This is a genomic window from Erythrobacter sp. JB1-4, assembly GCF_057365025.1.
Window position 1 is genome coordinate 1,596,565 of the sequence record NZ_CP200292.1, and the last position, 22,508, is coordinate 1,619,072.

19 protein-coding genes and 1 pseudogene are annotated in these 22,508 nt (G+C 56.5%); 6 read left to right on the top strand and 14 right to left on the bottom strand.

Features of this window, described 5'->3' with window-relative positions; translation table 11 throughout:
• Nucleotides 1-50 precede the first annotated feature (50 nt).
• Together AC0V61_RS07355 and AC0V61_RS07360 are read left to right on the top strand one after the other, a co-directional pair.
• Nucleotides 51-3,851, top strand: a complete 3,801-nt coding sequence (locus AC0V61_RS07355) for an efflux RND transporter permease subunit (protein WP_486156604.1) — start codon at nucleotides 51-53, stop codon at nucleotides 3,849-3,851.
• A 64-nt stretch (nucleotides 3,852-3,915) separates the two neighbouring features.
• Nucleotides 3,916-5,136, top strand: a complete 1,221-nt coding sequence (locus AC0V61_RS07360) for a DUF445 domain-containing protein (RefSeq protein ID WP_486159489.1) — start codon at nucleotides 3,916-3,918, stop codon at nucleotides 5,134-5,136.
• 3 nt (nucleotides 5,137-5,139) lie between these two features.
• On the opposite strand, the gene AC0V61_RS07365 is transcribed toward AC0V61_RS07360, so the two are convergent.
• From AC0V61_RS07365 to AC0V61_RS07375, 3 genes are all read right to left on the bottom strand, one after another.
• Nucleotides 5,140-6,045 (bottom strand): hypothetical protein, encoded by a 906-nt coding sequence (locus AC0V61_RS07365; protein ID WP_486156605.1) that lies wholly within the window; start codon nucleotides 6,043-6,045, stop codon nucleotides 5,140-5,142.
• Between the two features lie 69 nt (nucleotides 6,046-6,114).
• A complete protein-coding gene (locus AC0V61_RS07370; protein WP_486156606.1) occupies nucleotides 6,115-7,047 on the bottom strand; it encodes an electron transfer flavoprotein subunit alpha/FixB family protein in 933 nt (310 codons plus the stop codon).
• Between the two features lie 30 nt (nucleotides 7,048-7,077).
• On the bottom strand, nucleotides 7,078-7,824 hold the full coding sequence (locus AC0V61_RS07375) for an electron transfer flavoprotein subunit beta/FixA family protein (RefSeq protein ID WP_486156607.1): 747 nt from the start codon (nucleotides 7,822-7,824) through the stop codon (nucleotides 7,078-7,080).
• Nucleotides 7,825-8,062: 238 nt separating this feature from the next.
• Here AC0V61_RS07375 and AC0V61_RS07380 point away from each other — a divergent pair, with 238 nt between their 5' ends.
• Together AC0V61_RS07380 and AC0V61_RS07385 are read left to right on the top strand one after the other, a co-directional pair.
• Nucleotides 8,063-8,608, top strand: a complete 546-nt coding sequence (locus tag AC0V61_RS07380; protein WP_486156608.1) for a DUF6265 family protein — start codon at nucleotides 8,063-8,065, stop codon at nucleotides 8,606-8,608.
• Nucleotides 8,605-9,126 (top strand): DUF6265 family protein, encoded by a 522-nt coding sequence (locus AC0V61_RS07385; RefSeq protein WP_486156609.1) that lies wholly within the window; start codon nucleotides 8,605-8,607, stop codon nucleotides 9,124-9,126. Before AC0V61_RS07380 ends, AC0V61_RS07385 begins: the two co-directional genes overlap by 4 nt.
• Before the next feature lie 40 nt (nucleotides 9,127-9,166).
• Here AC0V61_RS07385 and sucC read toward each other — a convergent pair whose 3' ends face one another.
• Nucleotides 9,167-10,381 (bottom strand): ADP-forming succinate--CoA ligase subunit beta, encoded by a 1,215-nt coding sequence (sucC, locus tag AC0V61_RS07390; protein ID WP_486156610.1) that lies wholly within the window; start codon nucleotides 10,379-10,381, stop codon nucleotides 9,167-9,169.
• Between the two features lie 126 nt (nucleotides 10,382-10,507).
• On the opposite strand from sucC, the gene AC0V61_RS07395 reads away from it, so the two are divergent.
• A complete protein-coding gene (locus AC0V61_RS07395; protein ID WP_486156611.1) occupies nucleotides 10,508-11,293 on the top strand; it encodes a 3'(2'),5'-bisphosphate nucleotidase CysQ in 786 nt (261 codons plus the stop codon).
• A 39-nt stretch (nucleotides 11,294-11,332) separates the two neighbouring features.
• Here AC0V61_RS07395 and AC0V61_RS07400 read toward each other — a convergent pair whose 3' ends face one another.
• A complete protein-coding gene (locus AC0V61_RS07400) occupies nucleotides 11,333-12,028 on the bottom strand; it encodes a YiaD family glycine zipper/OmpA-like lipoprotein (RefSeq protein ID WP_486156612.1) in 696 nt (231 codons plus the stop codon).
• 204 nt (nucleotides 12,029-12,232) lie between these two features.
• On the opposite strand from AC0V61_RS07400, the gene AC0V61_RS07405 reads away from it, so the two are divergent.
• On the top strand, nucleotides 12,233-13,531 hold the full coding sequence (locus AC0V61_RS07405; protein WP_486156613.1) for a hemolysin family protein: 1,299 nt from the start codon (nucleotides 12,233-12,235) through the stop codon (nucleotides 13,529-13,531).
• 258 nt (nucleotides 13,532-13,789) lie between these two features.
• Here the strand turns inward: AC0V61_RS07405 and AC0V61_RS07410 are convergent, their stop codons facing one another.
• The 9 genes and pseudogenes from AC0V61_RS07410 to gpmA form a co-directional block, all read right to left on the bottom strand.
• A complete protein-coding gene (locus tag AC0V61_RS07410; RefSeq protein ID WP_486156614.1) occupies nucleotides 13,790-14,200 on the bottom strand; it encodes a DUF3035 domain-containing protein in 411 nt (136 codons plus the stop codon).
• Nucleotides 14,200-14,730 carry a signal peptidase II gene (gene lspA / locus AC0V61_RS07415; RefSeq protein WP_486156615.1) on the bottom strand — a complete coding sequence of 177 codons (531 nt, stop codon included), beginning with the start codon at nucleotides 14,728-14,730 and terminating at the stop codon, nucleotides 14,200-14,202. Before lspA ends, AC0V61_RS07410 begins: the two co-directional genes overlap by 1 nt.
• The gene (ileS, locus tag AC0V61_RS07420; protein ID WP_486156616.1) at nucleotides 14,723-17,710 is read right to left on the bottom strand and encodes an isoleucine--tRNA ligase; all 2,988 of its coding nucleotides are present in this window, start codon (nucleotides 17,708-17,710) and stop codon (nucleotides 14,723-14,725) included. The genes lspA and ileS overlap by 8 nt, the downstream gene beginning before the upstream one ends.
• Nucleotides 17,711-17,751: 41 nt before the next feature.
• Complete coding sequence (locus tag AC0V61_RS07425) at nucleotides 17,752-18,804, bottom strand: glycerophosphodiester phosphodiesterase family protein (RefSeq protein WP_486156617.1); 1,053 nt, start codon at nucleotides 18,802-18,804, stop codon at nucleotides 17,752-17,754.
• Nucleotides 18,801-19,724 (bottom strand): bifunctional riboflavin kinase/FAD synthetase, encoded by a 924-nt coding sequence (locus AC0V61_RS07430; protein WP_486156618.1) that lies wholly within the window; start codon nucleotides 19,722-19,724, stop codon nucleotides 18,801-18,803. The genes AC0V61_RS07425 and AC0V61_RS07430 overlap by 4 nt, the downstream gene beginning before the upstream one ends.
• Nucleotides 19,724-20,230, bottom strand: a complete 507-nt coding sequence (locus tag AC0V61_RS07435; protein ID WP_486156619.1) for a dihydrofolate reductase — start codon at nucleotides 20,228-20,230, stop codon at nucleotides 19,724-19,726. The genes AC0V61_RS07430 and AC0V61_RS07435 overlap by 1 nt, the downstream gene beginning before the upstream one ends.
• Nucleotides 20,227-21,313 (bottom strand): annotated as a pseudogene (locus AC0V61_RS07440) (5-(carboxyamino)imidazole ribonucleotide synthase). The gene AC0V61_RS07435 and the pseudogene AC0V61_RS07440 overlap by 4 nt, the downstream one beginning before the upstream one ends.
• Nucleotides 21,310-21,792 (bottom strand): 5-(carboxyamino)imidazole ribonucleotide mutase, encoded by a 483-nt coding sequence (purE, locus tag AC0V61_RS07445; RefSeq protein WP_486156620.1) that lies wholly within the window; start codon nucleotides 21,790-21,792, stop codon nucleotides 21,310-21,312. Before purE ends, AC0V61_RS07440 begins: the two are co-directional and overlap by 4 nt.
• The gene (gene gpmA, locus AC0V61_RS07450; RefSeq protein ID WP_486156621.1) at nucleotides 21,792-22,478 is read right to left on the bottom strand and encodes a 2,3-diphosphoglycerate-dependent phosphoglycerate mutase; all 687 of its coding nucleotides are present in this window, start codon (nucleotides 22,476-22,478) and stop codon (nucleotides 21,792-21,794) included. Before gpmA ends, purE begins: the two co-directional genes overlap by 1 nt.
• Nucleotides 22,479-22,508 lie beyond the last annotated feature (30 nt).

A 22,508-nucleotide genomic window follows, 5' to 3' on the forward strand; every position in this document is an offset into this window, starting at 1 on the left:
GCGCAACCGGGCACGAAACAGGCCACGAGACAAAGGCAGACAGGAAACCCATGAACTTCCGCAATCTCTCAGCTTGGTCGATTACGAACCCGGTGATCCCGCTTGTCCTGTTTACCGCCCTTCTATTTGCAGGGCTGGTGAGCTTTCGTGCCATGGACATCACCAACAACCCTGATATCGAATTTCCCGCTGTGACCGTTGGTATCTCTCAGCCCGGCGCTGCGCCGAGCGAGATTGAAAACCAAATCACCCAGCAAGTTGAGAGCGCCGTTCGATCAATCAACGGTGTGAAGCAAATCTCTTCGACAGCAAGTGAAGGCTTTTCCAACACGTTCGTCGAGTTTGAGCTTGGGATTGATCCCAACATCGTTGTCTCAGAGGTCAAAAACGCAGTTGACCGCGTTCGTGGCAGTCTGCCTGACGGCATTCAGGAGCCTCGCGTCAATAAGGTCGAGGCCGCTGGCGGCTTTCTTGGCATTTATGCGGTGCAAGCCGATGATATGACCATCGAGCAATTGAGTTGGTTTATCGACGACACGGTTTCCAAGCGGTTACTTGACGTACCTGGGATGGCTGAAGCTGGTCGATTTGGCGGTGTGGACCGGGCCATTGAGGTGGTCCTTGACCCTGCAAAAATGCAAGCCTTTGGTGTCACCGCCTCGCAGATCAACGGTTTGCTTAGGCAAAACAATGTCGATGCCGCAGGCGGCCTTGCCGAGGTTGGTGGCACACGCCAATCCTTGCGGGTGCTTGGCAACAATGACAGCGCGTATGAATTGGCGCAGCGCCAAATTCAGCTTGGCGGTGGTCGCACAGTGCGCCTTGCTGATGTTGCGACCGTGCGCGATGGTTATTCAGAACGCAATTCGATCAGCGAGGTGGGCGATAAGGAAGTCGTCAATTTCTTCATGAGCCGTGCAAAAGGCGCCTCTGACGTTACGGTTTACGAAGAGGCTCTGAAGAAAATTGACACGATTCAGGCCGAAAACCCTGACCTTAAATTCATCCCGCTCTTCAACACCGTTAAATACACCAAGAGCCAGTACGCAAGCTCTATGCAGGCCCTTATCGAGGGTGCTGTGCTCGCAGTGGTTGTTGTTTTCTTCTTCCTGCGTGATTGGCGCGCAACCTTTATCAGCGCTGTAGCGATCCCGCTCTCGGCCATACCGACCTTCTTTTTCATGGACATACTTGGGTTCAACCTGAACTTTTTGTCCCTTCTGGCGCTTGGTCTTGTGGCTGGCGTTTTGGTCGATGATGCTATCGTGGAGATTGAGAATATCGTGCGCCACATGCGCATGGGCAAAACCGCTTATATTGCCAGTATTGATGCTGCCGACGAAATTGGTCTTCCGGTGGTGGCAACGAGCTTTTGTATCGTGGCGGTCTTTTTGCCGGTCGGCTTGATGCCTGGGATTTCCGGCCAATTCTTCCAGAACTTTGCCATCACAGTCGTGATCGCGGTCCTCATGAGTTTGGCGGTCGCGCGGATGATAACGCCGCTTATGGCGGCATATTTCCTTTCGGCCAAAGGCCATGCTGAACATGGCGGGGGCAAGTGGATGGATCGCTATCTGCGCGTGCTTACCTGGACCTTGGACAGCAGCACGATGTTCAAGATGCGTGAAGGTATTGAGGGGCCTCGATCGCGCGCGCTCTATACGCTTTGCCTTCTTTTGGCTTCACTCATCCTATTGGCCGTTCCGGCCTTTGTAGTCTTCCAGCTTTGGGGATTGGTAGGAGAATTCAATCTTCACACCAAAGTCGCCGGCCTTGTTTCGGACGATGAGTTTGGGTTTGCTTTCAAATTTGTCTCAAAAATCTTTGAAGTCACACAGCTTTTCGCAATCACTTTAGTGGGTGGGGTCGCGACTTGGTTGGTGCTCAAACTGCTCGAAGGTTTGGCGAGCGTTTTGCGATCAGCACATCTTTTGGCAGCAATTGGCAGGGTTCTTCTCGGTATCGTGATGGTGACTGCGATTGCCGCCTTGGGCTTTGCAGTGCTCGGAGGAATAGCGAACCTGCTGATGACCGCCGCACTGGGCGAGATCGATACAACGTCCTTCAACATTCCCCTTATGTTGGTGGGTCTGGTTGGCTTGGTTGGACTGGTGGTTGGCGGATACTTTGGTGTTCTAGCGGCCTTAAAAGTGGCTGCCCAGCCAGACAACGTGCGTTACCTCACTGCGCGCTTCCATGACCACCGGGTTTGGATGTTGGGCATGGGATGGATGTCGCTGCTTGTGACCGTCCTACTTATCGGGAGCGTTCCCGGCCAATTTCAGCCAGATATCGATGACACCAATGCGGAAATCGCTATCGAAATGGTTCCCGGAACGACGCTTGCCGGGACCAAGCGCGTGGTCGATCAGGTCACCGAACTTCTTATGCAAGAGCAAGAAGTGGAGCGCACTTTGGAGCGCATCCGCATCGGTGAAGCTACGATCTACGTGACACTCAAAGAAGATCGCGAACGCAGCTCAATCGTCTTCCAACGCGAGATGGCGCCTGTCCTTAATACAGTCGCTGATGCCCGTATTCGCTTCGTCGCTGAGAATTTTGGCGGGGCAGGCTCGGGCCGTGACTTTACTGTGATGCTTGCAGGCTCCGACCCGGTCTTACTCAACGAAACCGCGACCAAGGTGATTGAGGAGATGAAAGGCCTCAATACGCTTGTAGCTCCGCGCATCGGCGCAGACCTCAGGCGGCCTGAGATTATTATCACTCCCAATGAGCAATTGGCAGCCGAGCTGGGCGTTTCAACTCTTGCCCTTAGTCAAGCGATCCGTATCGCCACTCTGGGTGAGATTGAGCAGAACGCTGCAAAGTTCTCTCTGTCAGACCGTCAGATCCCAATCAATGTCAGGCTAAGCCAAGACGCGCGCGGGGATATGTCGACAATCGAGAACCTGCCCGTGCAAACACTTGATGGCGGTACGGTGCCCCTGTCGCGCGTCGCTACCATTGAGTTTGGCTCAGGCCCCACCACGATCCAACGCTATAATCAGAACCGCCGTGTTTTCATCGGAGCTGACCTTGCGAGTGGGTTCTTGCGCGGCGAGGCACAGGCGCAGATCGAGGCGTTGCCTACACTGCAGAACCTGCCTCAAGGCGTGATCCGCGACGCGGTGGGTCAGGACGAGATATTTGGAGAGCTCATCAACAATCTCATCATCGCAGTTATCTCAGGTGTGTTGTTGGTGTTTGCCTGTCTTGTGCTGCTTTATAAGCGTCTCATGAGCCCGCTGGTCAACATGACGTCCCTTGCGCTCGCGCCATTGGGTGGGATCATGCTGATCTGGCTTGTAGGCATGCCTCAGTCGATGCCGGTCTATATCGGTATCCTGCTGCTCTTGGGGATCGTATCCAAGAACTCCATTCTCCTGATCGATTTTGCGATTGAAGAGATGGAAAAGGGCACCGGCAAGCTCGCAGCGATTATGGACGCAGGCCACAAGCGGGCTCAGCCGATTGTGATGACCACGGTTGCTATGACCGCTGGCATGATCCCGACATCGATTTCCCTCACCGGCGACGGCGCCTGGCGCCAGCCGATGGGTATTGTGGTGATTGGTGGGCTGATCCTTTCCACCTTGCTTACGCTTTTGATTGTTCCGGCAGGCTTTAGCCTTGCTGATGGCGTTGAGAAGCGAGTGGGTCCATGGCTGCGCAGAACATTGCTCACATACAAACCGGGCGATGATGGTCAGCCAGTGCTTGAAGCACCGGTCCCGCCGCCAACGCAAACAAAGCCGCAGATACCGCCCCCGGAGCAGAGCCTGCTGAGTAATTCACTCTTCCTGCTTTCCCAATTGCCAGCATTGGGGCAGATAGCGCAGCGCTATGGCTAACGAGGCACAATCCATTCCCGCAAAGTTTGGCGGGCAGCCGCTATCCCCCGACCGCGCTCGGCGTATGCGTTGGACAGCGACCGGCCTGCTGGTCGCTATGGGTGCCTTGTTCTTCACAACCCATGGCCTTGTCCCAGCGCATCCTGCATGGGGCTATGTGAACGCCTTTGCCGAGGCCGCAATGGTGGGAGGGCTTGCCGATTGGTTTGCCGTGACCGCGCTCTTCCGGCATCCCTTGGGCCTGCCCATCCCGCACACCGCTATCGTACCATCCAATAAGGACCGCATTGCTGACACCATGGGGCAGTTCTTGAAGGAGAACTTCCTTACCCCAGCAGTGGTTGCGCGCCGAATGGCCGGTATGAATGTGGCGCGTGTGGTGGGCGATTTTCTCGCAACCAAGCCTGACGAACATGGCGAAGACGCCCGCTCACGCATTACAGGCGGGGCAGCAGAGCTTCTCGCTGAGGTTCTTGAATCGCTTGATCCTGACCGCTTGGGCAATCAGGTGCGATCAGGATTGGGCAGGCAGCTTGCAAAGATCGAAGTGTCCCCGCTGGCTGGACGGATGCTGGAAAACACCATGGCCGATCAGCGTCACTTGCCGCTTATAAATGGCTTTGTGCGTTGGGCGGGTCTCACTTTGGAAGACAATGAAGAGACCGTACGCACGATCATTCATGACCGGGTCAAAGGCGTATTGCGCTGGACCGGACTTGATAAGACAATTTCCTCAAACGTCCTTGATGGGCTTTACAAGCTGCTTGCAGAAGTGCTCGTTGACCCAGAGCATCCTTTGCGCGGCAAAATCGAAGAGGGCCTCCAAGAGCTCGCCAAAGACCTGCGCGATGATCCCGAGACCCGTGAGCGGGTGGAGGAGATGAAGCGCGAACTGTTAGAGAACCCTGCGGTGGCCGAATGGTGGATGGGCGTTTGGGAGCGCATCCGCCAATCCATGATCCGCCGCGCGCGTGATCCGAACAGCGAACTTGGCTCGGATATGCGTGTAGGGCTTGCTGACCTTGGAGAGGCATTAAAACAGGATGTGCGTTTGCAGATGCAGATCAACCGTTTTGCAAGGCGAACGGCTGCCGGGATTGCGACGCGTTATGGCGCTGAGATTGTGACGCTGGTCTCAGAAACGGTGAAGCGCTGGGATGCAACGACGATTACCGGCCGGATTGAAAATGCAGTGGGCCGCGACCTTCAATTCATCCGGATCAACGGCACGATTGTGGGCGGTATGGTCGGCATGACGCTGCACTTTATCGTGAGCTTTATGTGAACGTTAGAACCTTCGGCTCGTGCTTAATGTGACCAGCGAATAAGACCGTATCGGATCACCTGCCTCATTTTGCCCTGGTACAAATCGAAGGCGGTTCATGAAAATCTTACAGCCGAGCTCATGTGCCTCGGTATCGCCACCATCGCCAAGGCTATGACAACTTTCAATACGGCCCTTTTTATCTATGATGAAACGCCATTTGAAAGACTGTTCGGACATTGAATTGCGAACGCGATTGGGCAGTCCTCTCATAAACTTGTCCCAGATATCTAGAGGGTTCTCATCGTATGGCGGTATGAACGACGTATGGTCATCAGCATCAAGGCCCCAGCTGATCAGCAAATCCCTTGTACAGGCATTTAGAGCTTCAAAAACTGGCAGCATCTCGCCGGTTTCGAGTGAGAGAACCCTATTGTTTGTTCGCAAAACGACACGCTCCACATTGCCCGCCAAAGAGAGGTCAACGCCCATCATACGTCTCTGATTTACGGGCACATAATCCGCCTCAAGTCTTGCCGGTATTACCAACATCGTACCAAAGCTGCTGTGTGTGCCGCTTGAGAATTGCTCCACTTTTGTGAGAAATGCATCACTGCGTAAGCCCAGTTCTAGGCTTCGGTTGGTTTTCCAGCCAGCAAACTCTGGTCCAGCGACTATGATCCTAAAACCACGATCAGGCGCAAACTGCTCCAAAGCAAAAATGTGCCTGGATTCCTCGCTTCCAAACATTCGGGTAAGACGACAGCTCTCCTCGCCGTAGTCGAGGTTCCAAGCTGAGATCGGCTGGAGCGTCGTCGCTTCTTTAGCAACGTCTTGCGGATACACGTCTTCAGCAAGCACAGGACTTGCAATGACGAGCCCTCCGCCTGTTGCGATGGCGATGACCGAAGAAAGAAACCGAGCGCCCATGCAAAAACCTCCGCCACGCAAAGTAGCGGGGCGGAGGCCTTTGACAAGTTTGAGCATGGTGTGTGCTGCTTAAAGCGCGCCAGTCATTTCTGGCACTGCGTTAAACAGGTCGGCGACAAGGCCGATGTCTGCAACCTGGAAGATCGGTGCGTCTTCGTCTTTGTTGATCGCGATGATGACTTTGCTGTCCTTCATGCCGGCCAAGTGCTGGATCGCGCCTGAGATACCGATGGCGATGTAGACTTCAGGAGCCACGATCTTGCCGGTTTGACCGACCTGATAGTCGTTGGGTACATAGCCGGCGTCAACCGCAGCGCGCGATGCGCCGATGGCTGCGCCCAGCTTGTCTGCAAGCGGGTTGATGACAGCTTCGAAAGTCTCACCGTCTTTAAGAGCGCGCCCGCCAGAGACGATGACCTTAGCCGCCGTCAACTCAGGACGATCGCCGCCGTCAGCGACTTCGCGGCTTACGAAGGTTGAGATGCCAGCATCGCCTGCACCGCTTACGTCTTCGACAGATGCAGAACCGCCTTCGGTCGCCGCCTTTTCAAAAGCTGTGCCACGAACGGTGATGACCAGTTTTGCGTCCGAGCTTTCAACGGTCGCGATCGCGTTGCCTGCGTAGATCGGACGGGTGAAGGTTTTTGGACCCTCAACCGAAAGAATGTCTGAAATTTGCATAACGTCGAGCTGAGCGGCCACGCGCGGGGCAATGTTTTTGCCCGATGTCGTCGCAGGCGCGAGCAGAGCGTCATAGTCAGCCATAAGGCCAGCCACGAGAGGCGCTACGTTTTCAGCAAGACCTTCGCCATATGCTGCATCGTCAGCTTTGAGCACTTTTGAAACGCCAGCGATTTTCGCTGCCGCCTCAGCCGCGCCGCCGCAGTCTGAACCTGCAACCAGAGCGGTCACATCGCCAAGCTTGGCTGCGGCGGTAACCACTGCAAGCGTCGCGTCATTCACAGAAGCATTGTCATGCTCGACCAGAACCAGAGTGTTCATATTGTCTTGTCCTTTCCTTAGCCGGGCCGCTTAAGCGATCCCCAGCTCCTTGATTTTCGCAACGAGAGCAGCGACGTCCTCGACCTTTTCACCAGCTTGGCGAACGGGTGGTTCGGCCACATTGGTGGTGGTGAGACGCGGCGCGATGTCGACGCCAAAGTCCGCAGGGGTCTTGGTGTCGAGAGGCTTCTTCTTCGCTTTCATGATGTTTGGAAGCGAAGCATAGCGCGGCTCGTTCAAGCGAAGGTCGGTGGTGACAATCGCTGGCATGGTGAGCTTCACCGTTTCAAGACCGCCGTCAATCTCGCGCTTTACGATAACCGCATCGCCGTCGACTTCGACTGTGTTGGCAAAGGTGCCTTGCGGGCGGTTCATCAAAGCGGCGAGCATTTGGCCGGTTTGGTTGCTGTCGTCAGAGATCGACTGCTTGCCGAGCACCACGAGGCCGAGCTGTTCTGCGTCAGCGATGGCTTTGAGGATTTTGGCAACCGCGAGTGGCTCTACTTCCTCGTCGGTTTCGACGAGGATCGCACGGTCAGCGCCCATAGCAAGCGCTGTCCGCAGGGTTTCTTGAGCCTTTGCAGGGCCCACAGAAACCGCGATGATTTCTTCTGCCTTGCCTGCCTCTTTGATGCGGATCGCTTCTTCAACAGCGATTTCATCAAATGGGTTCATGCTCATTTTGACATTGGCAAGATCAACGCCCGTGCCATCGGCTTTAACCCGCGGCTTGACGTTGTAGTCGATCACCCGTTTGACGGGGACGAGGATTTTCATGGCTCTACCTTTCCCATTGGCGCATGCTCAAAAAGGGATCTGAGACATGCGTGAAACTCTTATAATGGCGCCCTATCTCGCGTTTACGTAAACGTCAAGTTGCGCCTTGGGGCGAGGATTTTTGCCTCGCCCTGTCGAATATGGGTGTCGCCATCCGACATAGCTACGTCAACCCTTTGCGTGGTCGCTTTTTTGATAGCATTGCGCGGGGTCGAACCTTTTGAAGCGGAGAACTGCAATGTTTGCAATTGTGAGAGTTTTGGCGCCCGTTTTAGCGGTGTTTTCGATATCTGGCGCGGCGCTGGCCGAAGATGGGCAAAGAGAAACGAGACTTGGCGAAGAGGGATTCGAATCGCCTGCGGCCACACTTGATCAGATGGACTGGCTAGTCGGCCAATGGGCCGGCACCGGCATTCAGGGGGCTCCCGCGATGGAAAGCTGGCTCCCTCCAATTGGCACCGTCATGGTTGGGACCTTCGTCCAAGAGACCGGGGAGGGCGGCATCATGTTCACAGAGCACCTTTATCTGATGGAAGAAGAGGGCACGCTGGTTCTGCGGCTAAAGCACTTCACCGCCGATCTGACAGGGTGGGAGGAGAAGGATGACATGCTCACCTTCCGCCTTGTGGCGATTGAGAAGTGCGCGGCCTATTTTAATGCGCTGACATTGCGGTGTAGAGACGCCGATCAACCAAGTGAGGGTCTTGTCGCAGCAGTTCGGATGCAATCGGGGGCGGAGCTCTTGTTTGAATTTCAACCCTTTGACGTGGGATTAAAGAATTGAAGCCAGCCATTATCTTTGCTCTTTTGGTGTCCGCCTCTCAGCCGCTGCATGCTCAAGAGGGCTCCCACAAGAATGCCTTGCCGCAAACCTCGCTCACCGATCTCTCTTGGCTAGTTGGCGATTGGGAGGGTCGAGACAGCGTTGGAGACCGCGTGATCGAACGCTGGCATGCTCCAATCGACGGCGTCATGGTCGGCACATTCGTACAAACCAAACGGAAAACCGGCACAACGGTCAGCATTGATTGGTCCGAGCTCTCCCACCTTAAAGAGGAGAACGGAACGCTCGTCTTATACACTTTGACGATGCAAGCAGGCTTTGAGCTCGAAGAAGCCATAACCTACCGAAGGCCGGCAATGAATGTGGAGCCCTGCAAGCTTCAATTCGAAGATTTGATCATAGAATGCTCTGACCGCCAAGAGCCCGGTTCCGGCCTTATTGTCACTTACGGCCAAGATTTCATGAAGGATGGGACCGGCATTTACACCGTCACATACAAAAGGGCGGGCCACGATTAAATCGCGCCCGCCCATTTAGTATCGTGTCGGATTTGGAGGCTTACGCCGCCTTTTTCACCTCAGCGACGATTTTCTTAGCTGCATCGCCAAGATCATCAGCAGGCACAATGGCAAGACCGGAGTTGGCAAGGATTTCCTTACCGGCTTCCACATTGGTGCCTTCAAGACGCACGACCAGCGGAACCTGAAGGTTCACGTCCTTGGCCGCCTGCACAACGCCGTTGGCGATGATGTCGCATTTCATAATGCCGCCAAAGATGTTGACGAGAATGCCTTCGACCGCAGGGTCTTTAAGGATGATCTTGAACGCCGCTGTCACTTTCTCAGTGGTTGCGCCGCCGCCTACGTCGAGGAAGTTGGCCGGGAACGCGCCGTTCAGCTTGATGATATCCATCGTCGCCATGGCAAGGCCAGCGCCGTTCACCATGCAGCCGATATTTCCATCAAGCTTGATGTAGGCAAGGTCATATTCTGACGCTTCAACTTCGGCTGGATCTTCTTCGGTTTCGTCGCGCATCTCTTCGATCGCTGGGTGGCGATAGAGAGCATTTGAATCGAAGCTCATCTTTGTGTCGAGCACGAGGAGCGAAGCGTTGCCGTCTGCGTCTTTCTCGGTCTCAACCAGCGGGTTGATCTCAAGCATGTCGCAATCGCTTGCGGTGAACGCTGCATAAAGCTGCTTGGCAAGTTTCTGACACTGCTTGTTGAGGTCACCAGTGAGGCCCAGCGCAAACGCGACGCTGCGTGCGTGGTGGGCCATAAAGCCTTGTGCTGGATCGATAGTGATCGTGGTGATCTTCTCAGGCGTCTCGTGAGCGACGTCTTCGATGTCCATGCCGCCTTCGGTCGAGGCCACCATAGCAACGCGGCCCGTCGCGCGGTCCACCAGCATCGCGAGGTAGTATTCGCTCTCAATGTCGACCCCGTCGGTCACATAGAGGCGATTAACCTGCTTGCCCTCTGCACCGGTTTGGATCGTCACCAGAGTGTTGCCGAGCATTTCTTTTGCGTGGCTTTCCACTTCATCAAGCGAGAATGCGAGGCGCACGCCGCCTTTTGCATCTTCGGGTAGCTCTTTGAATTTGCCTTTACCGCGGCCGCCTGCGTGGATTTGCGCTTTCACAACGTAAAGCGGGCCGGGCAGCTTCTTTGCGCCTTCGACTGCTTCTTCGACTGTCAGTGCAGCATGGCCAGCGGGAATAGCAATCCCGTGTTCTTTAAGCAGTTCTTTGGCCTGATATTCATGGACGTTCATGAGAGGATGATCCCTTTGGTGTTGATCCCGTGATAAAACTGTTTGCCGGTGGCCTAAGCACGGATTGCGCCCCTTGAAAAGTCTCCAAAGGTCGCACACGAGAGATGCAAGGAATAAACACGCGCCATGATCGATCAAAACCAGTTTCAAGAGATTGTGCGCGAAGCGGGGCGCATGGCTTTTGCACGCTGGCCCGGAGCCGGTCATACGCTCGATTCGTGGGAGAAGAGCCCAGGAAATCCTGTAAGCGAGGCAGACCTGGCGGTTGATAAATTCCTGCAACGCGAATTGGGACGGCTTTTGCCTGCGGCAGCTTGGCTTTCGGAAGAATCCACTGACGATCCATCGCGCCTTGGCCAAGACCTCATCTGGCTTGTCGATCCGATCGATGGGACACGCGATTTTGTTCGTGGGAGAGCGGGATGGGCAGTATCAGTTGCATTGGTCAGCGCTGGCAAACCGTTGGTCGGTATGCTTTCAGCCCCTGCTCGCGAGGAAGAATGGTTTTCGGTCGCCGGACGCGGCGCGACCCTTAATGGCGATGAACTCAAGGCAAGCGCGCGAGCTCAGTTCACAGGCGCGCGGGTGCCCGTCGATCAATTGCCAAGCGCTGATTCTGATCTTGTCGCTGTCGACAAGCCCAACTCTATCGCTCTGAGAATTGCGATGGTGGCAAATGATCACGCCGATTTGGTCGCGACATTGCGTTGGGGCTTTGAATGGGATGTCGCCGCTGCGGCACTGATAGCCCGGGAGGCAGGGGCAAGGGTAACCGATGCCTTTGGTAAGCCGCTCGCCTACAATAAACGTGATCCGCGCGATTTTGGGGTTTTGGTAAGCGCTCCAGCGATCCACTCAGAAGCAGTCGCCCGTATTTCTGGGCGGGCTGATGCGCTCAAAACCAACAGGTAAAAAAGAAGGGCCCTGCCATTGCAGAGCCCTCCTGCGTCATTATTGAGTCCGCGCTTCTTGGACTTGGTCCTGGCTGATCGGGATAATTTTGATTTCAACTCGGCGGTTCAGAGGCTCATCAACGCCATCAGCGGTTTTGATACGAAGGAAGTCGTAACTTTCACCATAGCCGCGTGTTGCCAAACGACTGCGCGCAACGCCTCTCGCTGTAAGATAGGTTGCGACAGCCTGCGCACGTTCTTCCGACAGGCGCTGGTTGAGCGCATCAGAGCCCGTAGTGTCGGTAAAGCCGTATACGTCGATCAGGCTGTTTGGATATTGGATCAAGCTTTGCGAAATTGAATCGAGCGATGAATAAAAGCCCGGGTTGATGTCCGCAGAGCCGCGCGCAAAGGTCACGCCATCGGGTAGGCGCACAAGGATTGCGTCCTGATCGCCGACTTCTTCCACATCAACGCCCGTTCCCTCGAGCGTTTCATCAAGCTCGCGGATTTGGTCGTCGAATTGCTTGCCGATCACAGCGCCTGCGGAGCCGCCAATCCCTGCGCCAATGATGCGGGCGGTATCGCCGCCAATAACACCGCCAAGAACCGTGCCAAGGATCCCGCCTGCGACCGCGCCAATGCCGGTGCGGGACACTTTCTGCTCACCGGTGTTCGGATCGGTTACACAAGCGCTTGTCCCCAACAGGGCAATAGCCGCAGTGCTTGAAAGCATAATCTTTGATAGTTTCATACCGTCCTCCATTAGTGGTCGTGGGCGCGTGCATACATGTGCAATGAGTTAGCGCCAATCGTGAGTTTCTTGTTTTTACAAACCAGCTACACGCCGGTTACCTGATGGTTCCAATCGCATTGCGGATGTCTGAACACTCGCAGTTGCCTCGTCGATCTTAAGAGCTGTCTGGCAAAGTCTGTATTTTATGCTAGCGCAGACAACGTGACACCTTTTCCCTGGACCGAACTCTTCATTATCTTTGGGCTGATTGTGCTCAATGGCGTCTTTGCCATGTCCGAGCTTGCCATTGTTTCTGCCAAGACCAGCCGGCTTAAGGCTAAGGCGGAACAAGGCTCGTCAGGTGCACGTATCGCTATTGGTCTTGCCGCAGATCCGGGCAAATTTCTCTCGACCGTGCAGATTGGGATCACCCTGATTGCGATTATCACAGGCGCGTACTCAGGTGCGAGCCTCGAGGCGCCTGTCGGTGAGCGGCTCGCGGTTCTTGGTGTGCCAGAGGATATGTCGGGCGATGTCGCCTTTGTGACTGTGATCGCTCTCACAACCTATTTCAGCGTTGTTGTAGGCGAACTGGTGCCCAAACAATTGGCCCTGCGTGCAGCTCCTCGCATCGCTGTGGTGATGGCGCGGCCCATGGCGATTTTGGCCAGCATTGCAGCCCCGCTTGTGTGGCTGCTCGATCGCTCGTCCGCTGGGATCATCCGTCTTTTCGGCATTCGCTCGAAGGGACAAAGCTCAGTCACGGCCGAAGAGCTCCAGATGATTTTCGCCGATGCGACGCGCTCCGGCGTGATTGAGCAAGACCAACACCAGATCCTTACTGGCGTTGTGCGGCTGGCAGAACGACCCATACGCGAGATGATGACGCCGCGCACCGAGCTTGATTGGCTCGACGCGGATGCGGATGATGCGTTGATAAAGCAGACGCTTGAAGCGAGCCCGCATTCCATGTTGCCGGTGGCGGAAGGCTCTCCTGATAGCATCCTTGGTGTGGTCAAAGCGCGCGAGCTGCTAGGCCGAATGGTCGCAGGTGAAACTGTTGCAGTGCGCAAGATCATGCACAAGGCGGAGGTCGTGCCGGATCAACTTGATGCGATGGACGCGCTGCGGGTGCTGCAATCAGCGGAGATCGCGATGGCGCTGGTCCACGATGAGTATGGTCACTTTGAGGGGATCGTGACCCCGGTGGATTTGCTCACTGCGATTGCGGGCAATTTTGTGAGCGATCAGGACGAGGGTGATACCCCTGAGGTGATCGAATGCTCGGATGGTTCGCTGCTTGTTTCGGGAACACTCTCAGCCAATGGGCTCGCAGACCGTTTGGGGCTGACTTACGGCGATGACCGCGAGTTTGGCACGGCGGCTGGCTATGCGCTTTATGTCTTGAAGCGGCTTCCGGTGCCTGGTGAGAAATTCACTGACCAAGGCTGGGAATTCACCGTTACTGAGATGGACAACCGCCGGATTGATAAGATCTTGGTGCGGAAGGTCGAAGAGTAAGTGTCTTAGATTTTCCCACGCCCATCCGGGCGCGGGTCCTCGCTAGATGTCCTTCGTTGCGCTGCGGACCCGCTGCGGGCGCCCGGTCGGGCTTGCGACGCCTTCGGCGTCGTTCTGGCTCTACATCGTAGTGAAGTCGCGGAGCACGGTTTCGTTAGAAACCGCAAGGCCGACCGGCCATCCGCAGGTGCCCCGGAGCGAAGCCTTAGGGAAAAGCACCGAGGACGAGGGCGCGGATGCGTCCTCGAAAAACAAAAACTACCCAGGAATTACCGTGCTGGCGTTTTGACCGTCGCCTTCGGGCGCTGCGATAATGTCGCGGGTCACACGGCCTTTTGCAACAGTGTTGGTGCCCTCATCGCCGATCCGCGAGCGGATGCTAGGCGCGGCGGCTCCAGCTCGGTCGAGCGCACTGGTTTCGACATTGCTTCGGGGCGCTGGCCCGCCGAACAATGCATCAAGCGCTTGCTCTTGCGCCGTTCCTTCAGCGGCGCGAGGTGCGCCTGGCGCTGGCGGTGTCAGCGTAAAATCTGGTGGGATTACAAGCGGTGCTTGACGCTGCACGGCGAACTCATCGGGCCGGTCACGGTTGAAAATCCCGCTGCCTCCGCAAGCGGCAAGCATGGCGCTGCCTGACAAAAGAAGAATGGCGGTTTTAACGTTACGCATCAGGAATTCTCCGCTTGGACAGTTTCTTTGTCCGTCTCATCATCCTTTTCGCGCACAAACAGGCTGCGCGCAAGGATGATCACAACGCCAATGGTGATAGCCGCATCGGCGATATTGAAAATAAGGAAGGGCCGAAATGTGCCGATATGTAGGTCGGCATAGTCGATGACATAGCCGAACACATAGCGGTCGTAGATATTGCCAATCGCGCCGCCTAAAATGAGCGAAAGGCCAAGGATATCGCCCAGGATCTTCTCGCGCATCATCCAGATAAGGACGACTAGCCCGATCAGGGCGGTCATACCAACGAGGAGCCAGCGCATCTCCATATTGGTCGCTTGCAGCATGCCCAGCGATATTCCGCGATTCTCGACATAGGTAAGGTCGAAAAAGGGCACGAGCTCGATATTGCGCACATTACGCAGGTCTAAAGGCCCGGTGACATACCACTTCACCAACTGATCAATCGCAGCGACAAACACGGCAAAGCCAAGCCCGATCAGGCGGTTACGGGTGAACAGGTTACTCACCAACAACCTCCGTACAACGCCCACACAGCGCGCCATCTTCCGCAACATCCGGAAGCAAGCGCCAGCAGCGGCCGCATTTGTGGTCGGTGGATTTGGTAACTGTCACCTCATCGCTTTGGCCTCTGGTCACTGTCCCGGTGATGAACAATTCAGCAAGCTGTTCGTCGGTGACGCCCTCAGGAACGGCGGAAGCGGGCACGGTGACGGTCGCCTCATTGCTGGAGCGGATGACTTTTTCACGGCGCAGCGGTTCGATGGCCTCTGTCACGCGCTCACGAAGAGCACGAAGCTTGGTCCACTTTTCGCGGTCAGCCGGGACTTGCGGCACACTTGGCCATTCGAGGAGGTGAACGCTTCCCTCTTGTTCGCCATCTTCGGGATAGCGGGTTTGCCAGACTTCTTCGGACGTAAAGACGAGCACCGGCGCAGCATAGCGGACCAGCGCATGGAACAAGAGGTCCAGCACCGTGCGATACGCATTGCGCGCCGTGCTATCATCGCCGTCGCAATAAAGCGTGTCCTTGCGAATATCGAAGAAGAAGGCGCTCAAATCTTCGTTGCAGAAGTCAACAAGCAGGCGCGTGTAGGTGTTAAAGTCGTACTCGGTCGCAGCCTTCTTCAGCTTTGCGTCAAGCTCCCCCAGAAGCGATAGGACGTAGAGTTCGAGCTCTGGAATTTCGCCCCCATCACCCATATCGCCGACAAAGCCATCAAGCGCGCCGAGAAGATAGCGAAAGGTGTTGCGCAGCCGGCGGTATTGGTCGCCCACGCCTTTGAGGATTTCATCGCCGATGCGGTGATCTTCGGTGAAATCGACACTGAGCGCCCAAAGCCGGATGATATCCGCGCCGGTCTGCTCCATGACTTTGAGCGGGCTGACCGTATTGCCGAGCGATTTCGACATTTTCTTGCCCTTGGCATCCATGGTGAAGCCGTGGGTAAGCACTTGATCGTAAGGCGCACGACCGCGGGTGGAGCAACTTTGCAAGAGCGAGCTTTGGAACCATCCGCGGTGTTGGTCGGACCCTTCGAGATAGAGGTTGGCGGGCCATTGTAGGTCCGGCCAACGCCCTGATTCGAGCACAAAGGCGTGTGTGCAGCCACTGTCGAACCAGACATCGAGGATGTCGGTGACCATCTCGAAATCGTCGGGGTTGTGCGCCTCTCCGAGGAATTCGGCCTTACGGGCTTCTTCCCAAGCATCCACGCCTGCTTCGGCAACCGCTGCAACAATGCGCGTGTTGACCTCAGGGTCTTGCAGGTACGATCCATCGGGGCGCACAAACAGCGTGATCGGCACGCCCCAAGCGCGTTGGCGTGAGAGCACCCAGTCGGGCCGTCCTTCGACCATGGAGCCGAGGCGGTTCTGGCCCTTTTCAGGGATGAACTCGACCCGGTCGATTTCCGACATGGCGCGGGTTCGCAAAGTATCCCGTTCGCCCTGAGCCTGTCGAAGGGCCGCGCCGTCTTGCGCCGCTGCCTCAATATCCTCAAGGCTCATTTCGTGGAGCGCGGAAGGCTTGGCACCGGGTGCGGGCTCAAGGTCCTTATCCATCGGCACAAACCATTGCGGCGTGCAGCGGTAGATGACCTTGGCTTTGGAGCGCCATGAGTGCGGGTAGGAGTGCGCGTAATCGGCACTAGCACTCAGCAAAGCGCCCACTTCGCGAAGATCCGAACAGATTGGGCCTTCGGGCGAGTTGAACGGCTTGTTGATGACGCTGCGGCGGCGCTCTTTGCCGTCTGCGTCTTTGTCATCAGCGCCCAACCACAACCAATCGTCGCGATAACGGCCATCGTCCATCACCGCGAATTGCGGATTGAGACCGTTCGCCTTGCACAGGTCAAAATCGTCCTCACCATGGTCAGGGGCCATATGGACAAGGCCGGTCCCGCTCTCGGTAGTGACAAAATCGCCTTCGAGGAACGGGCGCGGGGCGGCGTAGAACCCGCCGAGATGGTGCATCGGGTGGCGGGCTTTGGTTCCCGCTAGGTCTGAGCCTTTGATCCCTGAACGAAGTGTCTCCACCTCAAGACCCTCGAACTTCGCTGGAAGATCGAGGCTCGCCAGTTCGCGCTCAATTCTGCCTGTCACCGAAGGCAGCAAGTCTGCGGCAACAATGTAAGCCTGGTCGCGCAAGCGCTTGACCATGACTGGCGTATCGAACTTGTCCTCAAAGCGGACAAGTACATACTCAACATCCGCCCCATATGCCAAAGCCTGATTCACCGGGATCGTCCAAGGCGTTGTCGTCCAGATCACCGCATGCGCGCCGACGAGCTCCTCAATCGGGCTCTCGATGATCTCAAACGCCACATCGATCTGCGGGCTATCGGTCAGGTCCTCATACTCAACCTCAGCCTCAGCCAGCGCGGTCTTCTCAACCGGCGACCACATCACCGGCTTTGACCCGCGATAGAGATTGCCGCTTTCCGCAAATTTGCAAAGCTCGGCAACAATCGTCGCCTCGGCCTGAAAATCCATGGTGAGATAGGGATTGTCCCAATCGCCCAAGATACCAAGGCGCTTGAGCTGCTCGCGCTGGGTGTCGACCCATTTCTGCGCATAGGCGCGGCACTCGGCGCGGAATTCCTTCGCGGGAACCTCATCCTTGTTTTTCTTCTTCTTGCGATATTGCTCCTCGACCTTCCACTCGATCGGAAGGCCATGGCAATCCCAGCCGGGCACATAGGGCGCGTCTTTGCCCATCAGGTTCTGCGTGCGGCAGACCATGTCTTTGAGGATATGGTTCAGCGCATGGCCGATATGCATATCGCCGTTGGCATAGGGAGGCCCATCGTGGAGGATGAACTTCTCGCGCCCAGCACGGGCTTCGCGAAGTTTGCGGTACAGATCAATCTCGCGCCAGCGCGCCTCAATGCCCGGTTCCTTCTGTGGAAGGCCGGCTTTCATCGGGAACGCAGTCTTCGGTAGGAAGACGGTGTCCTTATAGTCGCGTTGTGGCTTATCGTCAGACATAGGCGAAGCGCGTTAGTGCATTGCGGCGCGCGGGGGAAGCCTCATTGGCGCGCTCTTCGTTCTTCCAGTGCCGCTTTGCTTGCTTCGACCTCTTCAAAGCTGCGGTTGTCGAGGCTGGGGTGAAGGGCGGGGGCGATGGTAAAGGCGTCTTCAACCCAAATGTAGCCGTTGAAACTGTTGGGAATTTCGGTGATCTGTTCGGGCAGTGTGAGGCCGCGCGGCAAGTTGTCTCGAACAGGGCCGATAACGATCACACGGCCGCCATATTCCTCCATCCGGGCAATCAGCCGGTTGGGCCAGCCCCAAAAAGCCCATTGGTAATTGAGCGGGACCAGTAGAGTTTCACCCCGGCAGCTTTGTGGCAGGACGCCGGTCCATCCATAAAGTACGTAATCTTGAGAGCATTGTTTTGCGTTTTGCGTGTTCCAACTCCACGCCTTGGGGAAAAGCTCGCGGATCCGGCCAATTGGGCCCTCGTGGCCATAGAACGCATCGCCTGCTTCCGCAGGGTCGCGGCCTATAGCAGCAAACTTTGCAGCGATAAGATCGGCTTCCGATGGGTCCTTGGACTTGAAGTTAATCATCAAGCGAGCGTTCGGTGGCAACCCAGCTCCAAGCTCTTCAAAGGTCGGTATAGCGCCTACGAATCCGCCACCGCGAAACGGGAATGTCTCGCCCCCATCAGATGTGTAGCCATAGCCAATATCAAGCGCCTTCAGCTCGGCGAGCGTTGCCTCGCGCACCGGCCCAGATCCTTCAGTGCGGCAGTCGAGCGTCCAATCGTGCCATACGACAACTTCGCCATCCTTTGTGGGAGCCACGTCGACCTCCACCATATGTGCGCCCATTTTGAATGAGCGCCCGACACTGTGCAGCGTGTTCTCAAGATAGCCGTGATAGGGTTCATAGATCCGGTCGGCGGTGCAGGTATCGCGCTCCAGCCCCTGGCGGTCATAAAGCTGATAAAGGCCCCGGTGGGCGATGAGCTTGGGTGAGCCCTTAGGCTTTTCGGCAAGCCAGCTTGCGTTGACGAATGTGAGGATGAGGAAGGCGACAGCTAGAACCAGGACAAAGCCGTGGAGCAAACGCCTCACCCGAGCAGTTCCCTTGCCCGGTTGCAGTCTTTTTCCATCTGCACCATCAAATCATCAAGGCTATTAAACTTCGCCTCACCGCGCAGGAAATGGTGGAATTCGACTTCGATTTCCTGACCATACAGGTCGCGCGCGAAGTCAAAAAAGTACGGTTCGAGCAGCTCTTTGGGCGGCTCAAACTGAGGGCGGATGCCGATATTGGCAGCGCCTTTGAGGATTTCCCCTGTCGAAAGTATCGTACCCGTCACCGCATAGACGCCGTATTTGGGGCGCAGATAAGTGTCGATTGCAAGGTTCGCGGTGGGATAGCCCAATTTGCGGCCGTTCTTGTCGCCGTGCTCGACAATGCCCCGGATCGCGAAGGGGCGGGTGAGCAATTCGGCTGCCAGCTGCGGGTCGCCTTCGCGCAATGCCTCTCGCACTCGGCTGGACGAGATAACTCCCTCACTTTCGACTGCCTCAACCACGCGCGATTTGAGGCCATGCTCGCCGCCAAACTCTCGCAAAAGCTCAACATTCCCGAGCGCCCGCTGCCCGAAGGAAAAGTCGCCGCCGGTCACCACGCCATAAGCCCCGAACCGTTCGATCAGGATGTCGGTGATGAAGTCTTCAGCGCTCGTGCTGGCAAGCTCTGCGTCGAAGTGGAACACCAGCATCGCGGTTGCGCCTGCTGCGAGGTAAAGCTCATGGCGCTGCTCCAACGTGGTCAGGCGAAATGGCGGGGCATCGGGTTTGAAATGGCGCACCGGGTGCGGGTCGAATGTCGCGATGATGGAGGGGCGGCCCTCTTCCTGAGCCCATTTGATGGCCTCGCCCGCGACGGCCTGGTGCCCGCGGTGAAAGCCGTCGAAATTGCCAAGCGCGATTACGGCTCCGCGAAGGGCCTTTGTCACGGGTGAGCGATGATCGAGCCAGCGCATTAGTTGGGGGTTTTCGCTCTGTTGTAGGTAACGAAGGAGAAGGCGGGCCTATCGCCTTGCGCCTCGTGGTCCTCCCGGCTGACTTCCACCCATTCTTCCCCGAGCGGTTTCATGAATACATCGCCTTGAAACTCGGCATGAATCTCGGTGACTTCCACGCGGTCTGCCAAAGGGCGAAACACATCGTAAATGGCGGAGCCGCCAACAACTGCAATCTCGCCGGCGTCATTGCCTTCGCGTGCAGCAGCCAAGGCTTCATCGACCGAGTGCACGACCTCCGCACCTTCGCTCGCCCAATCATCGTGGCGGGTAAGCACGATATGGCGACGGCCGGGAAGGACACCGGGAAGGCTCTCAAAAGTCTTGCGCCCCATGATCATCGGTTTGCCCATCGTCATCGCTTTGAAGCGCTTGAAATCGGCTGGAAGGTGCCAAGGCAGACGGTTCTCAAAACCGATGGTGCCATTGGCCGCTCTGGCATAGATCAGGAATATCTCATGGTTCATGAGGCTGCGTTCAACGCCCCATTTGAGACGCGTGTTACGTGCCCCATTTTGCGGCCCTCTCGCGCCTCGCGCTTGCCGTAGAGATGCAGGTGCGGCTCACCGCTTTCGGCCAGAATGTGATGCGCGCTAAGAGCGTCTTCGCCCACAATATTGCGCATTTCAATCTGAGCAAAACGCGTCTGCGTCTCACCCAAAGGCAAGCCTGCAATTGCGCGAATATGGTTTTCAAATTGGCTGGTTGCCGCGCCTTCGATTGTCCAATGACCTGAGTTGTGAACGCGCGGGGCCATCTCGTTAAAGAGAGGGCCTTGTTTGGTTGCAAAGAACTCCAGCGTTAGCACGCCAACATACCCCAGAGCATTTGCCGTTTTGCGCGCAATCTCACGCGCTTCATCGACTTGCGCCTTAATCATATCGCCTGCTGGAAGCGACGATACTACCAGCATTCCGCCTTCGTGGACATTGGCTGACGAGATCCCAAAAATGGATGGTGCCGTCACTTGCGCGAACGAGGATGACGGAGAACTCCGAGGCAAAGTCCACGAGTCCTTCATAAATGCACGTGCGCCCAGGAAAGCGTATGCCTTCCACGTCATGCGCCGACGCGATACGCCATTGGCCTTTACCGTCATAGCCGTCCCGCGCAGTTTTCAGGATACCAGGCGTGCCGACCGAATTGGCAGCGCGCGCGAGGTCGTCTTCGCTATCCACCCGCGTATATGGTGCGCATTTGCCGCCGAGTTCCTCGACAAAGGCCTTCTCACTCAAACGGTCTTGAGCGACTTCAAGTGCGCGCTTTCCTGGCACCACGCGTTCCTGCGGGATGGCTTCGACCGCTGACACGGGGACATTCTCGAATTCCCAGGTGATGACATCGCATTTGGATGCAAAAGCGGCGAGCGCTGCTTTGTCGCCCCAACCGTTCTCGAAGAAATCCGCGCACACATCAGCCGCTACGTTGTCGCCCGCAGGCGCATAACCGATTGTACGGTAACCCAGCTGCGAGGCAGCCTGCGCCATCATGCGGCCCAATTGACCGCCGCCAAGGATGCCGATTGTCGATCCGGGTGGAAGAGCACTCATGTGGCTACCGGACGCTCCGTTACATCGGCGGTGCGCGCTGCTCGCCAGTCCTTGAGCCGCTGCGACAAAGCTTCATCCTGCAAAGCGAGAATGCTTGCTGCCATTAGGCCTGCGTTCTTTGCGCCCGCCTCACCAATCGCAAGAGTACCGACGGGAACACCTCCCGGCATCTGCGCGATGGAAAGCAGGCTATCCCAGCCCGAGAGCGCTTTGGATTGCACGGGTACGCCAAGGACAGGGAGATGGGTCAGCGCCGCGACCATTCCGGGCAAGTGAGCTGCTCCGCCAGCACCTGCGATGATGACATCAAAACCTTCATCGCTTGCGCTCCTGGCAAAATCATACATGCGGTCTGGCGTGCGGTGGGCTGAGACGATGCGGATGTCGTGCTCGACGTCCAACTCAGCCAGCACTTCTGCAGCCTTTTCCATCGTCGGATAGTCCGATTGGCTACCCATGATGATTGCGACTTTTCCCATTAGGAATCCTTCAGATAATACCGCTCACCCGGCACCATGTTTGCGTCGAAATCGTAAACTATGGGCTGACCGGTGGGAATCTCAAGGCCGGTGATGTCCTCATCGGAGATTTGCGACAGGTGCTTAACGAGGGCTCGCAATGAATTGCCGTGCGCCGAAATAATCACCGTTTCACCGCCTGAAAGCACGGGAAGGATATCGCTTTCCCAATAGGGCAGCACGCGCTCAATCGTGAGCTTCAAGCTTTCGGTGTAGGGCACGTCGATCCCGTCATAGCGCGGATCGGCACCAGGATCATATTTGCTGTTGGGCTCCATCGGCGGGGGAGGCGTGTCAAAGCTACGGCGCCAGATGTGGACCTGTTCATCCCCATGCTTATCGCGCGTCTCTTGCTTATTCAGACCTGTTAATCCGCCATAGTGACGCTCGTTCAAACGCCAATCCTTGATCACGGGAAGCCAAAGGCGTCCGGCTTCTTCCAATGCCAAATTGAGCGTCTTGATTGCGCGTGTCTGAAGCGAGGTGAAACACGCGGTAGGTAAGACGCCTTTATCCTTCATAAGCGTGCCAGCAGCTTTTGCCTCGGTCACACCTTTTTCAGTAAGATCCACGTCCCACCAACCGGTAAAACGGTTTTCAAGGTTCCATTGGCTCTGGCCGTGACGGACAAGAATTAGCTTGGGCATTTTTGCTCCGAGATTTCTGGGTCGTGAGAC

Excerpts from the sequence above, each read along its gene's own strand:
- AC0V61_RS07370 (WP_486156606.1), bottom strand. The coding sequence starts at position 7,047 with ATGAACACTCTGGTTCTGGTCGAGCATGACAATGCTTCTGTGAATGAC.
- purE (WP_486156620.1), bottom strand. The coding sequence starts at position 21,792 with ATGGGAAAAGTCGCAATCATCATGGGTAGCCAATCGGACTATCCGACG.
- sucC (WP_486156610.1), bottom strand. The coding sequence starts at position 10,381 with ATGAACGTCCATGAATATCAGGCCAAAGAACTGCTTAAAGAACACGGG.
- AC0V61_RS07365 (WP_486156605.1), bottom strand. The coding sequence starts at position 6,045 with ATGGGCGCTCGGTTTCTTTCTTCGGTCATCGCCATCGCAACAGGCGGA.
- ileS (WP_486156616.1), bottom strand. The coding sequence starts at position 17,710 with ATGTCTGACGATAAGCCACAACGCGACTATAAGGACACCGTCTTCCTA.
- AC0V61_RS07395 (WP_486156611.1), top strand. The coding sequence starts at position 10,508 with ATGATCGATCAAAACCAGTTTCAAGAGATTGTGCGCGAAGCGGGGCGC.
- AC0V61_RS07375 (WP_486156607.1), bottom strand. The coding sequence starts at position 7,824 with ATGAAAATCCTCGTCCCCGTCAAACGGGTGATCGACTACAACGTCAAG.
- AC0V61_RS07355 (WP_486156604.1), top strand. The coding sequence starts at position 51 with ATGAACTTCCGCAATCTCTCAGCTTGGTCGATTACGAACCCGGTGATC.
- AC0V61_RS07400 (WP_486156612.1), bottom strand. The coding sequence starts at position 12,028 with ATGAAACTATCAAAGATTATGCTTTCAAGCACTGCGGCTATTGCCCTG.
- AC0V61_RS07435 (WP_486156619.1), bottom strand. The coding sequence starts at position 20,230 with ATGAACCATGAGATATTCCTGATCTATGCCAGAGCGGCCAATGGCACC.
- AC0V61_RS07380 (WP_486156608.1), top strand. The coding sequence starts at position 8,063 with ATGTTTGCAATTGTGAGAGTTTTGGCGCCCGTTTTAGCGGTGTTTTCG.
- AC0V61_RS07430 (WP_486156618.1), bottom strand. The coding sequence starts at position 19,724 with ATGCGCTGGCTCGATCATCGCTCACCCGTGACAAAGGCCCTTCGCGGA.
- AC0V61_RS07360 (WP_486159489.1), top strand. The coding sequence starts at position 3,916 with ATGCGTTGGACAGCGACCGGCCTGCTGGTCGCTATGGGTGCCTTGTTC.
- gpmA (WP_486156621.1), bottom strand. The coding sequence starts at position 22,478 with ATGCCCAAGCTAATTCTTGTCCGTCACGGCCAGAGCCAATGGAACCTT.
- AC0V61_RS07410 (WP_486156614.1), bottom strand. The coding sequence starts at position 14,200 with ATGCGTAACGTTAAAACCGCCATTCTTCTTTTGTCAGGCAGCGCCATG.